This is a genomic window from Sphingomonas kyeonggiensis (assembly GCF_030812785.1).
GTDB lineage: Bacteria > Pseudomonadota > Alphaproteobacteria > Sphingomonadales > Sphingomonadaceae > Sphingomonas > Sphingomonas kyeonggiensis_B.
In genome coordinates this window covers 577,636-594,802 of record NZ_JAUSTJ010000003.1, presented here as the reverse complement: position 1 = coordinate 594,802, position 17,167 = coordinate 577,636, and the positions used below count along the sequence as shown (strand labels likewise).

The window sequence follows — 17,167 nt, the reverse complement described above, 5'->3', positions numbered from 1 at the left end:
GTGGAATGCAATCGAGCACCCGCTTTCCGGATAGACCAAAGCGCGCCGCGCGCATCCCGCCCTTGGCTCTGGATCCCCGCCTTCGCGGGGATGACGAAAGGGACAAAAAACCGCCAGCCCCCTACCGCAACTGCCGCTTCTCCAGCTTCCGCGCCAGCGTCCGCCGGTGCATCCCCAGCCGCCGCGCCGTCTCGGAGATGTTGAAGTCCGTCTCCACCAGGGTCTGGTGGATATGCTCCCACTCCACCGTCTTGATCGACGAAGGCCGGCTGGCGAGCGGGGCATCGACATCGCCTTCCTCGCGCCCGAACGCCGCCTCGATATCGTCGGTGTTGGAAGGCTTGGCGAGATAATAGGACGCACCCAGCTTTATCGCCTCCACCGCGGTGGCGATGCTGGCGAAGCCGGTCAGCACGACGATCTTCATCCCGGCATCCGCCGCGCGCAGCGTCTGGACGCAGACCAGCCCCGATGCCCCGCCCAGCTTCAGGTCGACCACCGCATAGGCCGGATGGAATGTCTCCATCAGCGCGGTCAGGTCCTCATGGCTCGCCGCCACCTCGACCATGTATCCGCGTCGCTCGAACGAGCGCCGCAGCGTCCGGGCGAAGGACTCGTCGTCCTCGACGATCAGCAGCTTGCGAACCGCGCTCATGCCTGTTCCTCCCCGCCCCGGGCGATCGCGTCAAGCGGCAGGCGGATGCGCACCAGCGCCCCGCGCGGCACCCGGTTCTCCGCCTCGGCGGTGCCCCCCAGCTTGCGCAGCACGTTGACCAGCAGGAACAGGCCCAGTCCGCCGCCCGCCTTGCCCTTGCTCGATCGATAGGGCTGGCCGAAGCCCGCCAGCATCTCGGGCGCGAAGCCCGGGCCGCGGTCGGCGACTTCGATCACCATCTCGTCGCGGTCGCGCAGCAGGGTGATGCCGATCCATTCGGGCGAGACCTCGGCGGCGTTGTCGATCACGTTGCTCAGCACCTGGCGCAGCGCGGTGTCGGAGACGATCGCCAGGTCCGGCCCGAACCGGTCGGCATATTCCAGCGTGCCGGTCAGCCGGCTGTCGCGCCAGTCGGCGACCAGGTCGTCGAGGAAATGGCGCACGGTGGTGAATTCCGAGGCGATCCCCCGCGCCTCGCCGGCCGAGGCCAGGATGCCGCTGACGATGGTCTTGCAGCGGGCCACCTCGGCCTGCATGTCGGCCACGTCCTGCGCCAGGTCCTTGTCGCCGGCGATGCGCTGCATGTGCTGCCAGTCGCCCAGGATCACCGAGAGCGAGGAGAGCGGCGTGCCCAGCTCGTGCGCCGCGCCGGTGGCGAGCAGGCCCATGCGGACGATATGATCCTCCTCCGCCGCGCGCTGGCGGATCGCGGCGCGCTCGGCGTCGCCTTCGCGCAGGTTGCGGGCGATGCGGGTGATCAGCAGCACCAGCAGCACCGCGATCAGCGCGAAGCAGATCAGGCTGCCGGCCAGGTAGAGGCGGAACGGGTCGCGCGAGCTCGGCGGCAGGTCGAGCGGCACCGGGTTGATCGCGATGGTGAACAGCGCAAGGCTCGCCGCGCCGACGATCATCCAGCTCGATCCCGGCTGGAGCAGCATCGCGCCGGTCACCACCTGGAGCAGGAACAGGAAGGCGAAGGGGTTGGCGAGGCCGCCGGTGAAGTGGAGCTGCCAGGCCAGCGCGCCGACATCGGCGAGCATCGCCACGGTCAGCTCCCAGTTGGTGATCGCGGCACGCCGGTCGAGCAGCGGATAGGTGGCAAGGTTGATGCCCGCCAGCAGCAGCGGCGCGATGAACAGCGGCACCAGCGGCAGGTGCACGCCCATCACGAAATGGACGAAGCCGATCGTGGCGAGCTGTCCGCCCACGGCGATCCAGCGCAGCTGGACGAGCAGCCACATGTTGCGCCGTCCGGGGTCGGTGTCCTCCAGCCCCCCGGCGTGGATCATGCGGCGGCTCCGCGCCGCCAGCCGATGAACCAGGCGCCCCACAGCGCCATGGCGGCAAGCCCGAACCAGGTCAGCGCATAGACCAGGTGATTGTCGTTGAAGCGGACCACGGTCAGCCCGCCTGCCGGCCAGCCGCCCGGATTGGGCGTGGCGTCCGCGTCGATGAAATAGGGAGCGACCTGTCCGAGCCCATGGGCCTGGGCGATAGCCGCGACGTCGCGCGAATACCAGCGATTGGCCTTGGGATCGTTGCTGCGCAGGAACCCGCCGCCCGGCTCGGTGACGCGCAGCAGGCCGGTCACCTGCATATAGTCCGGCCCGGCGGGGATGCGCTGGCGCATGGCATCGGGGATGAAGCCGCGATTGACCAGCAGGGTGAAGTCGCGCGTGCGGAGCGGGGTGATCACCCAATAGCCCGATCCGCGCTCGGTGACCGCCTTCACCAGCGTGGCGCGGTCGTTGAGCAGGGTGCCGGTGGCGGTGACGCGGCGATAGGCGTCGGTCCTGGCGGCGATCCCGCTCCAGGCGTCGGGTCCCGGCGCGGCGGCCGGGACGGCGTGGATGCGGGCATCCACCGCCGCGATCAGCTCGTGCTTCCAGGCCCGGCGCTCGAGCTGCCAGATGCCGAGCCCGGCCAGCAGCCCGGCGCAGACGAGCATCGCCGCGGCGATCACCCATCTCGCGCGGGGCCGCGGGTCGTCCGTCACGGAAGCTGGCTCGGGTCCATCATCGGCATCATGTTCGCGTTCAGGTGGTACATCACCCACAGCGAACCCGACAGCATGATCGCCACCACGATGATGGTGAACACCAAAGCGGTCATCGTCCAGCCACCCTCGGCGCTCGGCTTGAGGTGGAGGAAATAGACCATGTGGACCAGGATCTGGATCACCGCGAAGCCCATGATCGCCGCGGCGGTGACGCCGTTCGAGAAGGGACGCTCCATCACCAGGTAGAAGGGGATCGCGGTCAGGATCACCGACAGCACGAAGCCGATGACATAGTCGCGCATCGAGCCGTGCGGGATCTCGACGCCGTGGCCATGGCCGTGATCGCCATGATCCCCGTGTGCGTGCGCGTCGTGCGCGTGCGGATCGTGGCTCATCGCAGCATTCCCATCAGATAGACAAAGGTGAAGACGCCGATCCAGATGACGTCGAGGAAGTGCCAGAACAGGCTCAGGCAGGCCAGGCGGCGCTGGTTGGCGGCGGTCAGGCCGAAGCGGCTCACCTGCACCATCAGCGTGATCAGCCAGATCGAGCCGAAGGTGACGTGCAGGCCGTGCGTGCCGACCAGGGTGAAGAAGCTCGACAGGAACGCGCTGCGCCACGGGCCGGCGCCCTCATGGATCAGCTCGCTGAACTCGTAGAGCTCGATGCCCAGGAAGCAGCCGCCGAACACCAGGGTGATCGCCAGCCAGATCAGCACCTGGGTCTTGTTGCCCTTCGCCATGCCCAGCATCGCGAAGCCATAGGTGATCGACGAGAACAGCAGCATCGCCGTGTTCAGCGCGACCAGCGGCAGGTCGAACAGGTCCTTCGGCCCCGGGCCGCCGGCGAAATTGCCGCCGAGCACGGCGTAGCAGGCGAACAGGATCGCGAAGATGAGGCAGTCGCTCATCAGGTAGATCCAGAAGCCCAGCATCGTGCTGTAGCCTTCCGGGTGCGGATGCTCGTCGAAGTCGTAGAAGCGGACCGGTTCGTCCGCGGCGGGAATCGTCGTGGTGCTCATCGATCAGGCTCCGGCAAGCTGGCGCGTGCGCGCCGCCTCGGTCTCGGCCACGGTTTCGGCGGGAATGTCGAAATCGCGGTTGTAGTTGAAGGTGTGGAAGATCGCGCCGCCGATCAGGGCGACGAAGCTCACCCCGACCAGCCACCAGATGTGCCAGATCAGCGCGAAGCCGATCAGGGTGCTGATGCCGGCAAGGATCACGCCCGCGCCGGTGTTGCTCGGCATGTGGATGTCCTTGAAGCCGGTGAGCGGACGCTCGCAGCCGCGGCTCTTCATGTCGTACCAGGCATCCAGGTCGTGGATGACCGGGGTGAAGGCGAAGTTGTACTCCGGCGGCGGCGAGCTGGTCGCCCATTCCAGGGTACGGCCGCCCCACGGGTCGCCGGTCACGTCCTTCAGCTCCTCGCGCTTCCAGATGCTCACCGCGAACTGGACCAGCATCGCGCCGATGCCGGCGGCGATCAGGGCAGCGCCGAGCGCCGCGACGACGAAGAAGATCTGCAGGCTGGGATCGTCGAACACCCGCATGCGGCGGGTCACGCCCATCAGGCCCATGATGTAGAGCGGCAGGAAGGCGAGCCAGAAGCCGGGGACCCAGCACCAGAAGCTCACCTTGCCCCAGAACTCGTTCAGCTTGAAGCCGAAGGCCTTGGGCCACCAGAAGTTGATCGCCGCGAACAGGCCGAACAGCACGCCGCCGATGATCACGTTGTGGAAGTGCGCGATCAGGAACAGCGAGTTGTGCAGCACGAAGTCGGCAGGCGGGATGGCGAGCATCACGCCGGTCATGCCGCCGATCGCGAAGGTCAGCATGAACGCGATCGTCCACATCATCGGCAGCTCGAAACGGATGCGGCCGCGATACATGGTGAACAGCCAGTTGAAGATCTTCGCGCCCGTCGGGATCGAGATGACCATCGTCGTGATGCCGAAGAAGCTGTTGACGCTGGCGCCCGAGCCCATGGTGAAGAAGTGGTGCAGCCAGACGAGGTACGACAGGATCGTGATGACGATCGTGGCGTAGACCATCGACGAATAGCCGAACAGCTTCTTGCCCGAGAAGGTCGAGGTGACTTCCGAGAACACGCCGAACAGCGGCAGGATCAGGATGTAGACCTCCGGGTGGCCCCAGATCCAGATCAGGTTCACGTACATCATGGCGCTGCCGCCAAAGTCGTTCGTGAAGAAATTGGTGTGGGCGTAGCGGTCGAGGCCGAGCAGCGCGAGCGCCGCGGTCAGCACCGGGAAGGAGGCGACGATCAGCACGTTGGTGCAGAGCGAGGTCCAGGTGAACACCGGCATCTTCATCAGCGACATGCCGGGGGCGCGCAGCTTGAGGATCGTCACGATCAGGTTGATGCCGGAAAGCGTCGTGCCGACACCCGCGACCTGCAGCGCCCATAGATAATAGTCGACGCCGACCCCGGGGCTGTAGAGGATCCCCGAAAGCGGCGGATAGGCCAGCCAGCCGGTCTGGGCGAACTCGCCGACGAACAGCGAGGCCATCACCAGCACCGCGCCGCCGGTCGTCATCCAGAAGCTGAAGTTATTCAGGAACGGGAACGACACGTCGCGCGCGCCGATCTGCAGCGGCACGATGTAGTTCATCAGGCCGGTGACGAACGGCATCGCCACGAAGAAGATCATGATCACGCCGTGGGCGGTGAACACCTGGTCGAAGTGATGCGCGTTCAGGTACCCCTCGGACCCGTTGAACGCGAGCGCCTGCTGGAGGCGCATCATCAGCGCGTCGGCAAAGCCGCGCAGGAACATCACGAGGCCGAGGATCATGTACATGATCCCGATCTTCTTGTGGTCGACACTGGTGAACCAGTTCTTCCACAGATAGCCCCAGAGCTTGAAATAGGTAAGCGCGGCGACAAGGCCGATGCCGCCGATCGCGACGCCACAGAAAGTGGCGACGACGATCGGCTCGTGCAGCGGCAGCGCGTCGAGCGACAGCTTGCCCAGGATCGGGCTAACGGGTGCGGGTTGCGGGATCATATCTGCTTCGCAATCAGGAGAAGGGACGCGGCCGGGTTTCGGACGCGACGCTGGGAGCGATCGGAGTCGGCTTGGCCGAGGGCTGCTTGAGGCCCGCGCCGGTGAGCGTGGCCTGCTTCACCGGCCTGGCCGTCTGGGGCTTGGCACCGACGGCGACGTCCTGCTGGTCGGCGCAGAGCTCGCCGACGAAGCTCTTGCCGCCATGCATGTGCGTGCCGGTGGCGCTGGTCTTGTCCTCGCTGTGGTGGACATTGTGCAGCCCGGCCTTGCCCGTGCCGCCCTGGGCATCGAGCATCATCATCTGGTGCATGCACATCTTGCCCTGCTGCACGCACATGTTGACCACCCGGTCGAACAGCCCCGCCTCGACGCCGGCGAAGCGGCGGACCGGCTCGCCTTCGCTCGGGCGCTCGAGCTGGAGATAGCCGGCGCGGTCGAGATTGCCGCCCGCCTTCTTGGCCTCGGCCACCCAGGCGTCGAAGCCGGCCTGGTCCAGGCTGTGCGCCTTGAAGCGCATCTTCGAGAAGCCGTGCCCGCTATAGTTTGCCGACAGGCCCTGGAACACGCCGGTCTTGTCGAACACCGCGTTCATCGGCGTCTCCATCGCCGGCATGGCGTAGATCTGCCCGGCCAGCGCGGGGATGTAGAAGGAGTTCATCACCGACGAGGCCGAGATCCGGAAGCGGATCGGGCGGCCGACCGGTGCGGCCATCTCGTTTACCGTGGCAATGCCCTGCTCGGGATAGATGAACAGCCACTTCCAGTCGAGCGCGACGACCTGCACCTCGAGCGGCTTCACATTGGCCGCCACCGGCTGGTTCGGGCCGGTGCGCGACAGCGGCCGGTACGGATCGAGCAGGTGCGTGCTCACCCAGGTGATCGCGCCCAGGCAGATGATGATCAGCAGCGGGGCCGACCAGATCACCAGCTCCAGGCTGGTCGAGTGGTCCCAGTCCGGCGAATAGGTCGCTTCCTTGTTCGACTCGCGGTAGCGCCAGGCGAACAGGACGACCAGCGCCATCACCGGCACGATGATCAGCAGCATCAGCAGCGTCGAGACGATCACCAGGTCGCCCTGTTGACGGGCGACGTCGCCGGCGGGGTTGAGCACGACCATGTCGCATCCGCACAACAGCGCGAAAGCCGGCAGGGTCAGCAGCGCACGGAGGCGTGCGGAGAGCGGACGGGGTCTAGGCATGGCGGGCGCCTAGGCGTCTCATGTTGCAGCGCACATAGGACATTTTGTCCAATCCCCGCTTTGTCTGCTATGACGCAAATGCGCCGCGCCGGGAACTACCCGGCCCTCCATGGCATTAGGAAACGCGCTCGCGCGGCGCGTGTTGCAGAAAGTTCCAATTCGATGAGCGGCGATACCGTCCCCACCCTTGAAGCCGAACGGGATGCACGCGTCCTCAACGCCTCGCACGGCCACGGAATCCATCCGGGCGAGATCGCGATCGGCGTGATCATCGGCCGCACCTCCGAATTCTTCGACTTCTTCGTCTACGCCATAGCCTCTGTGCTGGTGTTCCCGAAGCTGTTCTTTCCCTTCCTCGATCCGCTCCAGGGCACGCTCTGGTCGTTCGCGATCTTCGCGCTGGCCTTCATCGCCCGCCCGTTCGGCACGCTGATCTTCACTGCCGTCGACCGCGCCTATGGCCGCGGCGCCAAGCTGACGATCGCGCTGTTCCTGCTCGGCGGCTCGACCGCGGCGATCGCCTTCCTCCCCAGCTATGCCGATGCCGGCATCTCGGCGGCACTGCTCCTCGCGCTGTTCCGCATGGGCCAGGGCGTCGCGCTCGGCGGCTCGTGGGACGGCCTCGCCTCGCTGCTCGCGCTCAACGCGCCGAGCGACAAGCGCGGCTGGTATGCGATGATCCCGCAGCTCGGCGCGCCGCTCGGCCTGTTCGTGGCCAGCCTGTTGTTCGCCTTCTTCGTCAGCGCCCTGCCGGCCGAGGACTTCCTGGCCTGGGGCTGGCGCTATCCGTTCTTCGTCGCCTTCGCGATCAACGTGGTGGCGCTGTTCGCCCGCCTGCGCATCGTGGTGACGCCGGAATATGCCCGCCTGTTCGAGGATCGCGAGCTCCAGCCCGCGCCGATCTCGGAGACGGTGCGCGCCGACTGGCGGATTGTGGTGATGGGCGCCTTCGCCCCGCTCGCCAGCTTCGCGATGTTCCACATGGTCACCGTGTTCCCGCTGTCCTGGGTGTTCCTCTACACCCAGAACAGCCCGGTCGACTTCCTGGTTATCGAGGCGGTCGCCGCCGTGGTCGGCACGATCGCGATCGTCCTCTCGGGCACGCTGGCAGACCGCGTCGGCCGCCGTACCCTGCTCGGCAGCTCGGCGGTCGCGATCGCCGTGTTCAGCGGCTTCGCCCCGCAGCTGCTCTCGGCTGGCGAGCTGGGCGAGATCGTCTTCATGCTGTTCGGCTTCGCGCTGCTCGGCATCTCGTTCGGCCAGTCCTCGGGCGCGCTCTCGTCGATGTTCCAGAAGTCGCACCGCTACACCGGCTCGTCGCTCACCTCGGACCTCGCCTGGCTGTTCGGCGCCGCCTTCGCCCCGCTGATCGCGCTCTGGCTCGGCAGCGCCTTCGGCCTGCTCGCTGCGGGTGCCTATCTGCTCTCAGGCGCAATCGGCACCCTGGTGGCACTCTGGTTCAACCGCGAGCTCGCCAAGACGATCGACTGATCGATCCGGGCAGCGGACAGAAAAGGCGCCGGCAGCCCCCAGGGGTTGCCGGCTCTTTTCATATTCTCCCTCTCCCCTCCACCGGAGGGGAGAGGGTTGCGCAGACTTAGTCTTCGCGCAGCGAAGGCTTAGTCGGAGCTGGGAGAGGGGTGGGCGGCTGCATCGCAGCCGCGCGGAGCAACGCTCCGCCTTGACGCACTGCCCCTCTCCCCGACCCTCTCCCCGGAGGGGAGAGGGAGAAGTTCACCGCGTCCCCGAAGGCACCTTCTGCGCCACGCCCTCCGGCACCGGCAGCCCGAAGTCGGGCCGCCCGTCCGCGGTCCAGCCGAACTTCTGGATGTGCGGTGCACGCTTCAGCGTACACTTCATCCCCGCCGCCGAATTGGCGTGGTAGATGATCCAGTTCTCCTTGCCGTCGGGCGACTTGAAGAAGCCGTTATGCCCGGTCGCGTACACTCCGTTCCCCTTGTGGAGCACCGGCACGGGCGACTTGCTCCACGCCTTGGGATCGAGCGGGTTCGCCCCCGGCGCCGCACGCAGCAGCCCCAGCGCATAGTCGTCCGACCAGCAGGGGCTCGCCGAATAGGTCAGGAACAAGTCTCCCTTCGGCCCCTGCAGGAATTCCGGCCCCTCCAGGATCTGGCGGCCGTCGAGCCGCTCCCAGGGCTGGTCGGGCATGGCGATCACCTGCTCCTTGCCCTTGAGCGTCCAGGGGTTGGCCATCTCGGCGATCGCAAGTCCCGAGTCCGGGCCCAGATAGGGCGAATAGACGAAGTAGCGCTTGCCCTTGTAGGCGAAGCTGGTGCCGTCGATTCCGGCATGGGCAGTGTTGATCCGTCCGCGGTCGATCCACGTCCCGCTGAGCGGATCGGACGCTTTGTTCTCCAACACGAACACTGCCCGGTGGGCGTCGTCGCTGTAACCGCTTGCGGTGGCGGTATAGTAGAGGAACCAGCTCTTGCCGATGCGGTGCAGCTCGGGCGCCCACACCAGATGCGCGTTCGGCCCCTCCTTGGGTGGCGTCCACACCAGCTTCTGCTCCGCATGGGCCAGGTCCGCGATGTTCCGCGTCCGGTGGAGCGTGATGCCGTCGCGCTGGGTGTGCATATAGTAATAGGTGCCGTCGACCTGGGTGATCCAGGGGTCGGGCCCCGAGGGGAGCAGCGGGTTGGTATAGGTGGTGACAACTTCCGTGGCCGGACCGTCCTGCGCGGATACGGTCCCGGTGCCCAGGCACAGGGCCGCGCCGATCATCGCCCCGGTCCAGAGGCTGCGCTTGGTCATCTCGTCTCTCCCATTATATGAGATGACTTATCATATAATATTGGCCCCAGGGCAACCCGTGGGCGCCACCTTGGCGAACTTAGGTGTCCGCGTCAGTCTGCCAGCGCCGCCACGAAGGCCCGGGCGTTCGCCCCCACCTGCTCGGCGCTCATCCCCGGCTTGTACAGCGCCGAGCCAAGCCCGAAGCCCGGGGCACCGGCGGCCCGCCAGGGGTCCATGTTGTCGGGGGCGATGCCGCCCACCGGCAGCACCCGCGCCTCCTTGGGGAGGACGGCGCGCATCGCCTTGAGAACATTGGGACTCGCCGCCTCGGCCGGGAACAGCTTGAGCGCGGTGGCGCCGGCCTCGAGCGCGGCAAAGGCCTCGCTCATCGTGAAGATGCCGGGCAGCGACACCAGCCCCCGCGCGGCGCTGGCGGCGATCACCTTGAGGTTGGCATTGGGCGAGATGATCATCGTGCCCCCGGCAGCCTCGACCGCGGCGACCTGCTCCACGGTCAGGACCGTGCCGGCGCCGATCTGGGCCCGCCCTGCGAACCGCTTCGCGAGCCGGGCGATGCTGTCGAGCGGATCGGGCGAGTTCATCGGCACTTCGATCAGGGTAAAGCCAGCGGAAACAAGCGCTTCGCCGATCTCCTCGACTTCGTCCGGCTTCACCCCGCGCAGGATGGCGACCAGCGGGCAGCGGGCAAAACTGGCGTCGAAGGCGGCGATATGGCTCACGATATTCTCCCGATTGCGATGATGCCGGCAATGAAGGCGGCGTGGCTGTCGACCAGCACGGCGCGGCGCCCATGCGCCTCGATCGCCGCGACATAAAGGCCCCCGAGCACGCGGTCGGCGAGGATATGGACTTCGTCATGCCCCACCCGCTCGAGCCGGGCGGCGACGTCGCTGCCGATCAGCAGCCCACTGGCATAGCTCGCCGCGTCGGTATCGGCCCGCTCGCCCAGCAGCTTGGCGGCGCGGATGCCGAACAGCGAGGCGGCAAGGTCGCGCTTGCGCCCCTCCTCCACCCCGTCGAGGAACGCCCGGCCGGGGTTAACCTCGTCGCTAAGCTGCGAGGAAAGCAGGCCATATTTGCGGAGCAGCGCGAACAGCTCGCCGGTCATCGCGGTGGTGAAGCCGGCGATGCGCCCGCCCTCCATCTCCGCCCATTTGCAGTGCGTGCCCGGCTGGGCGAGCAGCGAATCGCCCGGCACCAGCCCGGCCGCAACCGCGCCGAGCAACTGAACCTCCTCGCCCCGCATCACGTCCGCCGGCCCCGTCACCGAGACGCCGGGGACGATCGCGGTGCGGTCGTCGATCCGCAGCAGCTTGGCAGCCAGGTCCTCGATCCCGGCGGGTGCGGGCACATAGGGCGCCGCCTGCCAGCCGATATTCGATCCGACCATGCCCGCCATCAGCATCGGCAGGTCGCCGAACCGCTCGCGGATCCCCGCCGCCTCTGCCGCGAAGTCGCCGACCGAGGTGACACCGCGATCGTCCCGCTCGGTGCCGACGACCTGGCCGCCCTCGACCAGGAAGACGCGCCTATTGGTCGTCCCCCAGTCGACGGCGAGGAAGGTGCCGGAGAAGCTCACCACCACACCGCGTACAGCGCGATGAGGATCAGGATAACGCCCACGCCCGCCACGTTGAAAACGTTCGGCGTCTTGAAGCTCACGTCCTCCATGGTCACGCGGTTGGCGTCGCCGCGCCCCTTGAAGGCCAGGCTCACGATCATCGCCAGCGCCAGACTGACCAGGAAGACGAACAGCATGCGGTTCATGAAGGGGAACAGCCAGGTGTTGAGTGCCTGCGGAATATAGGCCGCGGGATGCTCGATACTAATGATCGACTTCAGCACGAACGACAGCACCACCGACGTCACCGCCGCGACGATCGCGCCCGCTTCGGTCGCCCGCTTCCAGAACAGGCCGAGCAGGAAGATCACGGTGATCCCCGGGGTGAAGAAGCCCGAAAATTCCTGGATGAACTGGAAGGCCTGGTCCGACTGGCCGATCAGCGGCCTGGCGGCGATGATCGCGATCACCACCGCGACCGCGGCGACGATGCGGCCGACCAGCACGAGATGCTTTTCCTGCCCGGTCTTGCCGGTGCCGTTCTCACCGCGCGTGTTGATCCCCCGGGCCTTGGCGTAGAGGTCGAGGGTGAAGATCGTGCCGATCGAATTGATCTTGGAGGCGGTCGACGCGATGATCGCCGCGACCAGCGCCGCAAAGACCAGGCCGAGCAGGCCCGGCGGCAGCAGCTTGAGCATCGTCGGATAGGCTTCGTCGCCCACCGCCAGGTTCGGCGCAAGCATCACCGCGGCGATACCCGGCAGCACGATGATCACCGGCATGAGCAGCTTGAGGTACGCCGCGAGCGTGATGCCCTTCTGCGCCTCACCCAGGCTCTTCGCGGCCAGCGCGCGCTGGATGATATACTGGTTGAAACCCCAATAACTCAGGTTCGCGATCCACATGCCGCCAACCAGCACGGCGATGCCGGGCAGGTCCTTGTAATAGGGATTGTCCGGCGAGAGGATCATGTCGAACTTCTCGGGATGCGCGTTCATCAGCGTGTGGAAGCCGGCGAACACGCCCTGCCCGCCGCCGATCTGGTCGAGTGTCAGGTACGAGACGATCAGCCCGCCCATCACCAGCAGCGTCACCTGGACGATGTCGGTCAGCGCCACGGCCTTCAGGCCACCATAGAGCTGGTAGAGCAAAGCGAAGCCGCCGAGCCCGATCAGCGCCGCGGTCTGGTCGACGCCCGCCACCTTGTGCACCGCGATCGAGCCGAGCCAGATGATCGAGGTCAGGTTCACGAACACGTAGAGCGCGAGCCAGAACACCGCCATCAGCACCGGCAGCACCTTGCCATACCGCTGCTCGAGGAACTGCGGCATGGTGTAGATCTGGTTCTTGAGGAAGATCGGCAGGAAATATTTGCCGACGATCAGCAGCGTGAGCGCCGCCATCCATTCATAGGATGCGATCGCCAGGCCGATCTTGTAGCCCGATCCGGCCATGCCGACGATCTGCTCGGCAGAAATATTCGCCGCGATCAGCGACGCGCCGATCGCCCACCAGGGCAGCGCCTTGGAGGCGAGGAAATAATCCGACGTATCCTTGGCATGGCCCGCTTTCTCGCGGCTAACCCATTGCGCAAGGCCGAAGATTCCGATGGCGTAGATAACGACCACGATCAGGTCGATTTGCGACAGACTTGTCACGGGCACTCCCTCCCTCAGCGCCGCGCGCTATTGGGCGGCCTTGATGGTTCATTTATCGTATTAATTGGTCTTGTCTAGCTACGAGTTTGGGATAGAGCTAGGAAGCAGAGGGCAAGCGACGATCGTCGCCTCGACAGAAAAGGAAAACCCGCGCGTGGCAACGTCTTTATCCCGGTCTAGTGACGAGATGCGTCCCCAGCTTGGCCGCAACCTCACCTATGGCCTGCTCGACCGGCTCGGCCGGGCGATCGTCACCGGCCAGTATGAGAGCCAGCCCTTCCCCACCGAAGCCGAGCTGACCAAGCAGCACGGCGTCAGCCGCTCGGTTACACGCGAGGCGGTGAAGATGCTCACTGCCAAGGGCCTGCTCAGCGCCCGCCCGCGCCAGGGCACGGTGGTCGAGCCGACCTCTTCCTGGAACCTGTTCGACACCGATGTGCTGCGCTGGCTGCTCGAGCGGCAATTCTCGGTCGACCTGCTCAAGCAGTTCAACCAGCTCCGCGTCGCGATCGAGCCCGAAGCCGCCGCGCTCGCCGCACGTTTTGCCGACGATGGCGACATCACCGTGATCGGCGAGGGCCTCGCCCGCATGGAAGCCGCCGAGAAGGGCCTGGACGACACGCTGGAGGCCGACATCGCCTTCCACGTCTCGATCCTGCGCGCCTCGGGCAATCCCTTCTACGTCCAGTTCCGCGACGTGGTCGGCACCGCGCTGCGCACCTCGATCCGCTTCACCAACCGGGTGAAGGGCCGCACCGCCAATGTCGCCGATCACGGCCGCGTGCTCGAGGCGATCAAGGCCCGCGATCCCGATGCCGCCCGCATCGCCATGCGCGCGCTGATCTCCGACGTGCTCGAGTTGATCGATACTTACGAGAACACCGCGGGCTGAACTCTCCAGGCCAGGACTGGCCCCCGCCAAATCCGTCACCCCGGCCTTGTGGCGGGGTCCACCGGGAGGCGAGTCATGGACAAGAGGCTCACCCGCATGACGGGAGGCTTAGTGGACCCCGGCACAAGGCCGGGGTGACGCAGGAGGGGCCGGCGCCCCTTCTCCATCTCAGTCCATCTTGATCGGCAGGATCGAGCCGTCCTTGCCGAAGGTCACCCCGGTTATCGCCACCCGGCGCGAGCCGGTATAGGGGCCGTCGTGCGGCTGTCCTTCCCAGCGATGATAGGCGATGTACCAGCGCCCGTCCTTGGGATCGCGCAGGAAGGCGTGGTGGCCCGGCCCCTTGTACTTGGCGTCGCTCACCAGGATCGCCCCGCGATACTTCCACGGCCCCACCGGCGTCGACGCCGTGGCGTAGTGCACCGAATAGGTCGTGTCGCGGAAATTGCCCGACGAGTAGGACAGGTAATAAATGCCCTTGCGCTCGAACAGGAACGAGCCCTCGGTGAAGTGCGGCGGGGTCTTCACCTTCACTTCGCGATCGATGCTGACCATGTCGGGCTTGAGCAGCCACACGCGCAGCGTCGCCCCGGCGCTGCCGCCGGCATAGAGGTAGCGCTTGCCGCTCCTGGGATCGACGAACACCGCCGGATCGATCGCCTCGAAGCCAGGGCCGCCGTCATTGACCAGCGGCTTGCCGCTGTCCTTGCACGGCCCCGCCGGCCCCTCACAGGTCGCCACGCCGATGCGGCTCGGTGTCGGGTTCTGCGGTCCGATCGAGTAATAGAAATAATAGCGCCCGTTCGCGCGGACCATGTCGGGCGCCCAGAGCCGATGCTCGGGCGCCTTGTCGTCATCGATCCACGGGATCATGCTGTGGTCGAGGAGGACGGGCCCCTTCTCCCATTTCTGCATGTCGAGCGAATGCCAGGCGACCAGGGTCTTCTCGCCAAAGGTCGGGTAGAGCCAATATTGCCCTTCCGCGACCTCGAAGTCGGGATCGGCGCCGTCGAAGAAGGAAGGCGCGTCCTGGGCATGCGCGGGCAGCGCAGCGAGGACGAACCCCGCCAGCGCCGCCTTCACCAGGTGCCGCATTACTTCGCGGCCGGAGCCGCCGGAACCACGCCCTTGGGCGCCGCCGACATCCGCTTGATCAGGTCGACCTCGGCCTGGCGATAGGGCCTGCCGTCGAAATACAGGATGTCGTGGAACCAGATGGTCGGCTCGTCGAAGGTATAGGGCTTCTTCCAGCTGTCCCAGGGCAGGCGCGTCTGCATCTTCCCGTCGACGAAGCCCCAATTGTACATCGCGATGTTGAGCTTCTTCGCGATCGGCAGCGAGCCGTCGAAGGTCGAGCCGTTGCCCCGCGCCATATACTCGGTGCACCACACCGGGCGGCCATAGCTGAGCATCTGCCTGGCCCGCTTCTCGAAAGTCTCGGGCCAGTTATAGTCGTGGAAGCTCAGCACGTCGGATTCGGCGATCTGGATTTTCTCGACCGCGTCGAGCTTGCTCTGGTCGTCCCAATTCTCGCCGATCCACACGCCCGAGGTGAGCGGCTGGATCGGATCGGCCGAGCGCGCCGCCGCGAACATCCGCGGGAGCAGCGTCGCAACGTATTTGTTCTTGTCCTTGGTCGGCTTGTAGCTGCCGCCGCCCCCATTGTTCGGCTCGTTCCAGACGTCCCAGCCGATCACGCGCTCGTCCTTGGCGAAGGTCGTCACCAGGTCCTTCACATAGGCCTCGAGCTTGCCATACTGCGACACGTCCTTGAGCCGCGCCTCGCCCGGCGACTGGACCGAGCCCGAATTGTGCACGCCCGGGATCGGCGGATGCTGCGGCCCGGCGACCGGGTTCGGATCCCAGCAGCTGTCGAAGAAGATCCACAGCGTCTTGATCTTGTGCTTCGCCGCGATCGTCATGAACTCGTCCATCCGGCGCTTCAGGCCGGCGGCGTCGGTTTCCCACAGCAGGTGGTGCAGGTTCACCCGCATCACGTTCATCCCCATCGCCTCGGCCCAGCCGAGCTCGAGGTCGATGCGCTTGGGATCCCAGGTCTCGGCCTGGAACATCTCGAGCTGGTTGATCGCGGTGGCCGGCGTGTAGTTGGCGCCGACCTGCCAGGGCTGCCTGGCGTGCCAGGCGTTCGCCTGGGCGGCGGTCCACTGGTCGCGTGCCATGGCCGGGGTCGCCGCGAGCATCGTCGCGGCGAGGAACAGGATTCTGGTCTTCATTGCATCCTCTCTCAGCGCTTGGCCGCCTGACCCGTGGTCAGGCGATAGGTCATTACGTTGCGATAGGTCTGGCCCGGCGCGAGGCGCGCGTCCGGGAAGCCCTTCTGGTTGGGCGAGTCCGGGAAGATCTGCGGCTCCATCACGATGGCATCGCCCTCGCGGTAGACCTTCTTCGACTTGCCGTAGGACGTGCCGTCGAGGAAGTTGCCCGAATAGAATTGCAGGCCCGGCTGGTTCGACCACAGCTCGAAGCCGCGGCCCGATGCGGGGTCATAGACCTTCGCCATCAGGTGCTGGCTCTTGGTCACTTCGCGGCCGATCACCCAATTATGGTCATAGCCGCGGCCCCAGACGATCTGCTGGTCGCTGGCGTCGCGGACGCGCAGCCCGACCGCAGTCGGCTTGCGGAAGTCGAACACGGTGCCGGCGACTGGCTTGAACTCGCCGGTCGGGATCGCGCCGTCGTCGGTCGGCAGATAGGTCTGCGCCGGGATCGTCACGACATGCCCCATCGCGCCGTTGGACGAGCCCTCGCCCGACAGGTTCCAATAGGCATGGTTGGTCAGGTTCGCGATCGTCAGCTTGTCGGTGGTCGCGCTATACTCGATCGTCAGGTTGTTCTGCTCGTCGAGCGAATAGGTCGCGTCCACGGTCATCGTGCCGGGATAGCCCTGGTCGCCGTCCGGGCTGACATAGCGCAAAGTCACCGAGGCGGTCGGGCCGTTCTTCACCGAGACGACGTCCCACAGCACCTTGTCGAAGCCGGTGGTGCCGCCGTGCAGCGAATTCTTCCCGTTATTCACCGGGGTCTGATAGGTCTGGCCGTCGAGCGTGAAGCGCCCCGCCGCCAGGCGGTTGCCGAAGCGGCCGACGATCGGGCCGAAATATTGCGGCTTGGCGAGATACTGGTCGATGCTGTCATAGCCGAGCGCGACATCGGCCTTCTTGCCGTTGCGGTCGGGCATGATCACCGACTGGATCGTCGCGCCCCAGGCGATGATCTTCGCCGAGACGCCCTTGGCGTTCGACAGCGTCACCGCCTCGACCGAACGTCCGTCGGGCAGCTTGCCGAAGCTGCCGCGCCTGGCGGTCGCCGCCTCGGCATTCGATGCGAGAGCGCAGGCGAGCGCCGCTCCCACAAGCAATGCGTTCTTCCGCAGGGTCATC

At 66.3% G+C, this 17,167-nt stretch carries 16 protein-coding genes; 2 read left to right on the top strand and 14 right to left on the bottom strand.

Annotated elements, in window-relative coordinates:
* Positions 1 to 121: 121 nt before the first annotated feature.
* From J2W22_RS20350 to cyoA, 7 genes are read right to left on the bottom strand one after another with little or no spacing between them, the layout of a single operon-like run.
* Entirely contained in the window at positions 122 to 655 is a 534-nt protein-coding gene (locus J2W22_RS20350) for a response regulator transcription factor (RefSeq protein ID WP_307120103.1), read from the bottom strand.
* Positions 652 to 1,944, bottom strand: coding sequence for an ATP-binding protein (locus J2W22_RS20345; protein ID WP_307120102.1), 1,293 nt, complete (start codon positions 1,942 to 1,944; stop codon positions 652 to 654). The genes J2W22_RS20350 and J2W22_RS20345 overlap by 4 nt, the downstream gene beginning before the upstream one ends.
* Positions 1,941 to 2,603 carry an SURF1 family protein gene (locus J2W22_RS20340; RefSeq protein WP_307120693.1) on the bottom strand — a complete coding sequence of 221 codons (663 nt, stop codon included), beginning with the start codon at positions 2,601 to 2,603 and terminating at the stop codon, positions 1,941 to 1,943. Before J2W22_RS20340 ends, J2W22_RS20345 begins: the two co-directional genes overlap by 4 nt.
* 44 nt (positions 2,604 to 2,647) lie before the next feature.
* A complete protein-coding gene (gene cyoD, locus J2W22_RS20335) occupies positions 2,648 to 3,049 on the bottom strand; it encodes a cytochrome o ubiquinol oxidase subunit IV (protein WP_307120101.1) in 402 nt (133 codons plus the stop codon).
* Positions 3,046 to 3,675: a cytochrome o ubiquinol oxidase subunit III gene (gene cyoC, locus J2W22_RS20330; RefSeq protein WP_307120100.1), complete on the bottom strand. Its 630-nt coding sequence runs from the start codon at positions 3,673 to 3,675 to the stop codon at positions 3,046 to 3,048. The genes cyoD and cyoC overlap by 4 nt, the downstream gene beginning before the upstream one ends.
* Before the next feature lie 3 nt (positions 3,676 to 3,678).
* The gene (gene cyoB, locus J2W22_RS20325) at positions 3,679 to 5,679 is read right to left on the bottom strand and encodes a cytochrome o ubiquinol oxidase subunit I (RefSeq protein ID WP_307120099.1); all 2,001 of its coding nucleotides are present in this window, start codon (positions 5,677 to 5,679) and stop codon (positions 3,679 to 3,681) included.
* Between the two features lie 13 nt (positions 5,680 to 5,692).
* On the bottom strand, positions 5,693 to 6,877 hold the full coding sequence (gene cyoA, locus J2W22_RS20320; RefSeq protein ID WP_307120098.1) for a ubiquinol oxidase subunit II: 1,185 nt from the start codon (positions 6,875 to 6,877) through the stop codon (positions 5,693 to 5,695).
* Between the two features lie 162 nt (positions 6,878 to 7,039).
* Between cyoA and J2W22_RS20315 the strand changes: the two genes are divergently transcribed.
* On the top strand, positions 7,040 to 8,368 hold the full coding sequence (locus tag J2W22_RS20315; RefSeq protein ID WP_307120097.1) for an MFS transporter: 1,329 nt from the start codon (positions 7,040 to 7,042) through the stop codon (positions 8,366 to 8,368).
* A gap of 243 nt (positions 8,369 to 8,611) precedes the next feature.
* On the opposite strand, the gene J2W22_RS20310 is transcribed toward J2W22_RS20315, so the two are convergent.
* The 4 genes from J2W22_RS20310 to J2W22_RS20295 form a co-directional block, all read right to left on the bottom strand.
* Positions 8,612 to 9,652, bottom strand: coding sequence for a glycoside hydrolase family 43 protein (locus tag J2W22_RS20310; protein WP_307120096.1), 1,041 nt, complete (start codon positions 9,650 to 9,652; stop codon positions 8,612 to 8,614).
* A gap of 92 nt (positions 9,653 to 9,744) precedes the next feature.
* A complete protein-coding gene (locus tag J2W22_RS20305) occupies positions 9,745 to 10,374 on the bottom strand; it encodes a 2-dehydro-3-deoxy-6-phosphogalactonate aldolase (RefSeq protein WP_307120095.1) in 630 nt (209 codons plus the stop codon).
* Entirely contained in the window at positions 10,371 to 11,240 is an 870-nt protein-coding gene (locus J2W22_RS20300; protein WP_307120094.1) for a 2-dehydro-3-deoxygalactonokinase, read from the bottom strand. Before J2W22_RS20300 ends, J2W22_RS20305 begins: the two co-directional genes overlap by 4 nt.
* A complete protein-coding gene (locus J2W22_RS20295; RefSeq protein WP_307120093.1) occupies positions 11,231 to 12,874 on the bottom strand; it encodes a sodium/sugar symporter in 1,644 nt (547 codons plus the stop codon). The genes J2W22_RS20300 and J2W22_RS20295 overlap by 10 nt, the downstream gene beginning before the upstream one ends.
* Before the next feature lie 187 nt (positions 12,875 to 13,061).
* On the opposite strand from J2W22_RS20295, the gene J2W22_RS20290 reads away from it, so the two are divergent.
* On the top strand, positions 13,062 to 13,766 hold the full coding sequence (locus tag J2W22_RS20290) for a FadR/GntR family transcriptional regulator (RefSeq protein ID WP_307120092.1): 705 nt from the start codon (positions 13,062 to 13,064) through the stop codon (positions 13,764 to 13,766).
* Between the two features lie 168 nt (positions 13,767 to 13,934).
* Here J2W22_RS20290 and J2W22_RS20285 read toward each other — a convergent pair whose 3' ends face one another.
* Genes J2W22_RS20285 through J2W22_RS20275 form a run of 3 tightly spaced genes read right to left on the bottom strand, consistent with a single transcriptional unit; the run spans position 13,935 to position 17,166 of the window.
* Entirely contained in the window at positions 13,935 to 14,861 is a 927-nt protein-coding gene (locus J2W22_RS20285; protein ID WP_307120091.1) for a family 43 glycosylhydrolase, read from the bottom strand.
* Entirely contained in the window at positions 14,861 to 16,000 is a 1,140-nt protein-coding gene (locus J2W22_RS20280; RefSeq protein ID WP_307120090.1) for a cellulase family glycosylhydrolase, read from the bottom strand. The genes J2W22_RS20285 and J2W22_RS20280 overlap by 1 nt, the downstream gene beginning before the upstream one ends.
* Positions 16,001 to 16,011: 11 nt before the next feature.
* Positions 16,012 to 17,166, bottom strand: coding sequence for an aldose epimerase family protein (locus J2W22_RS20275; protein ID WP_307120089.1), 1,155 nt, complete (start codon positions 17,164 to 17,166; stop codon positions 16,012 to 16,014).
* Position 17,167: the final 1 nt, after the last annotated feature.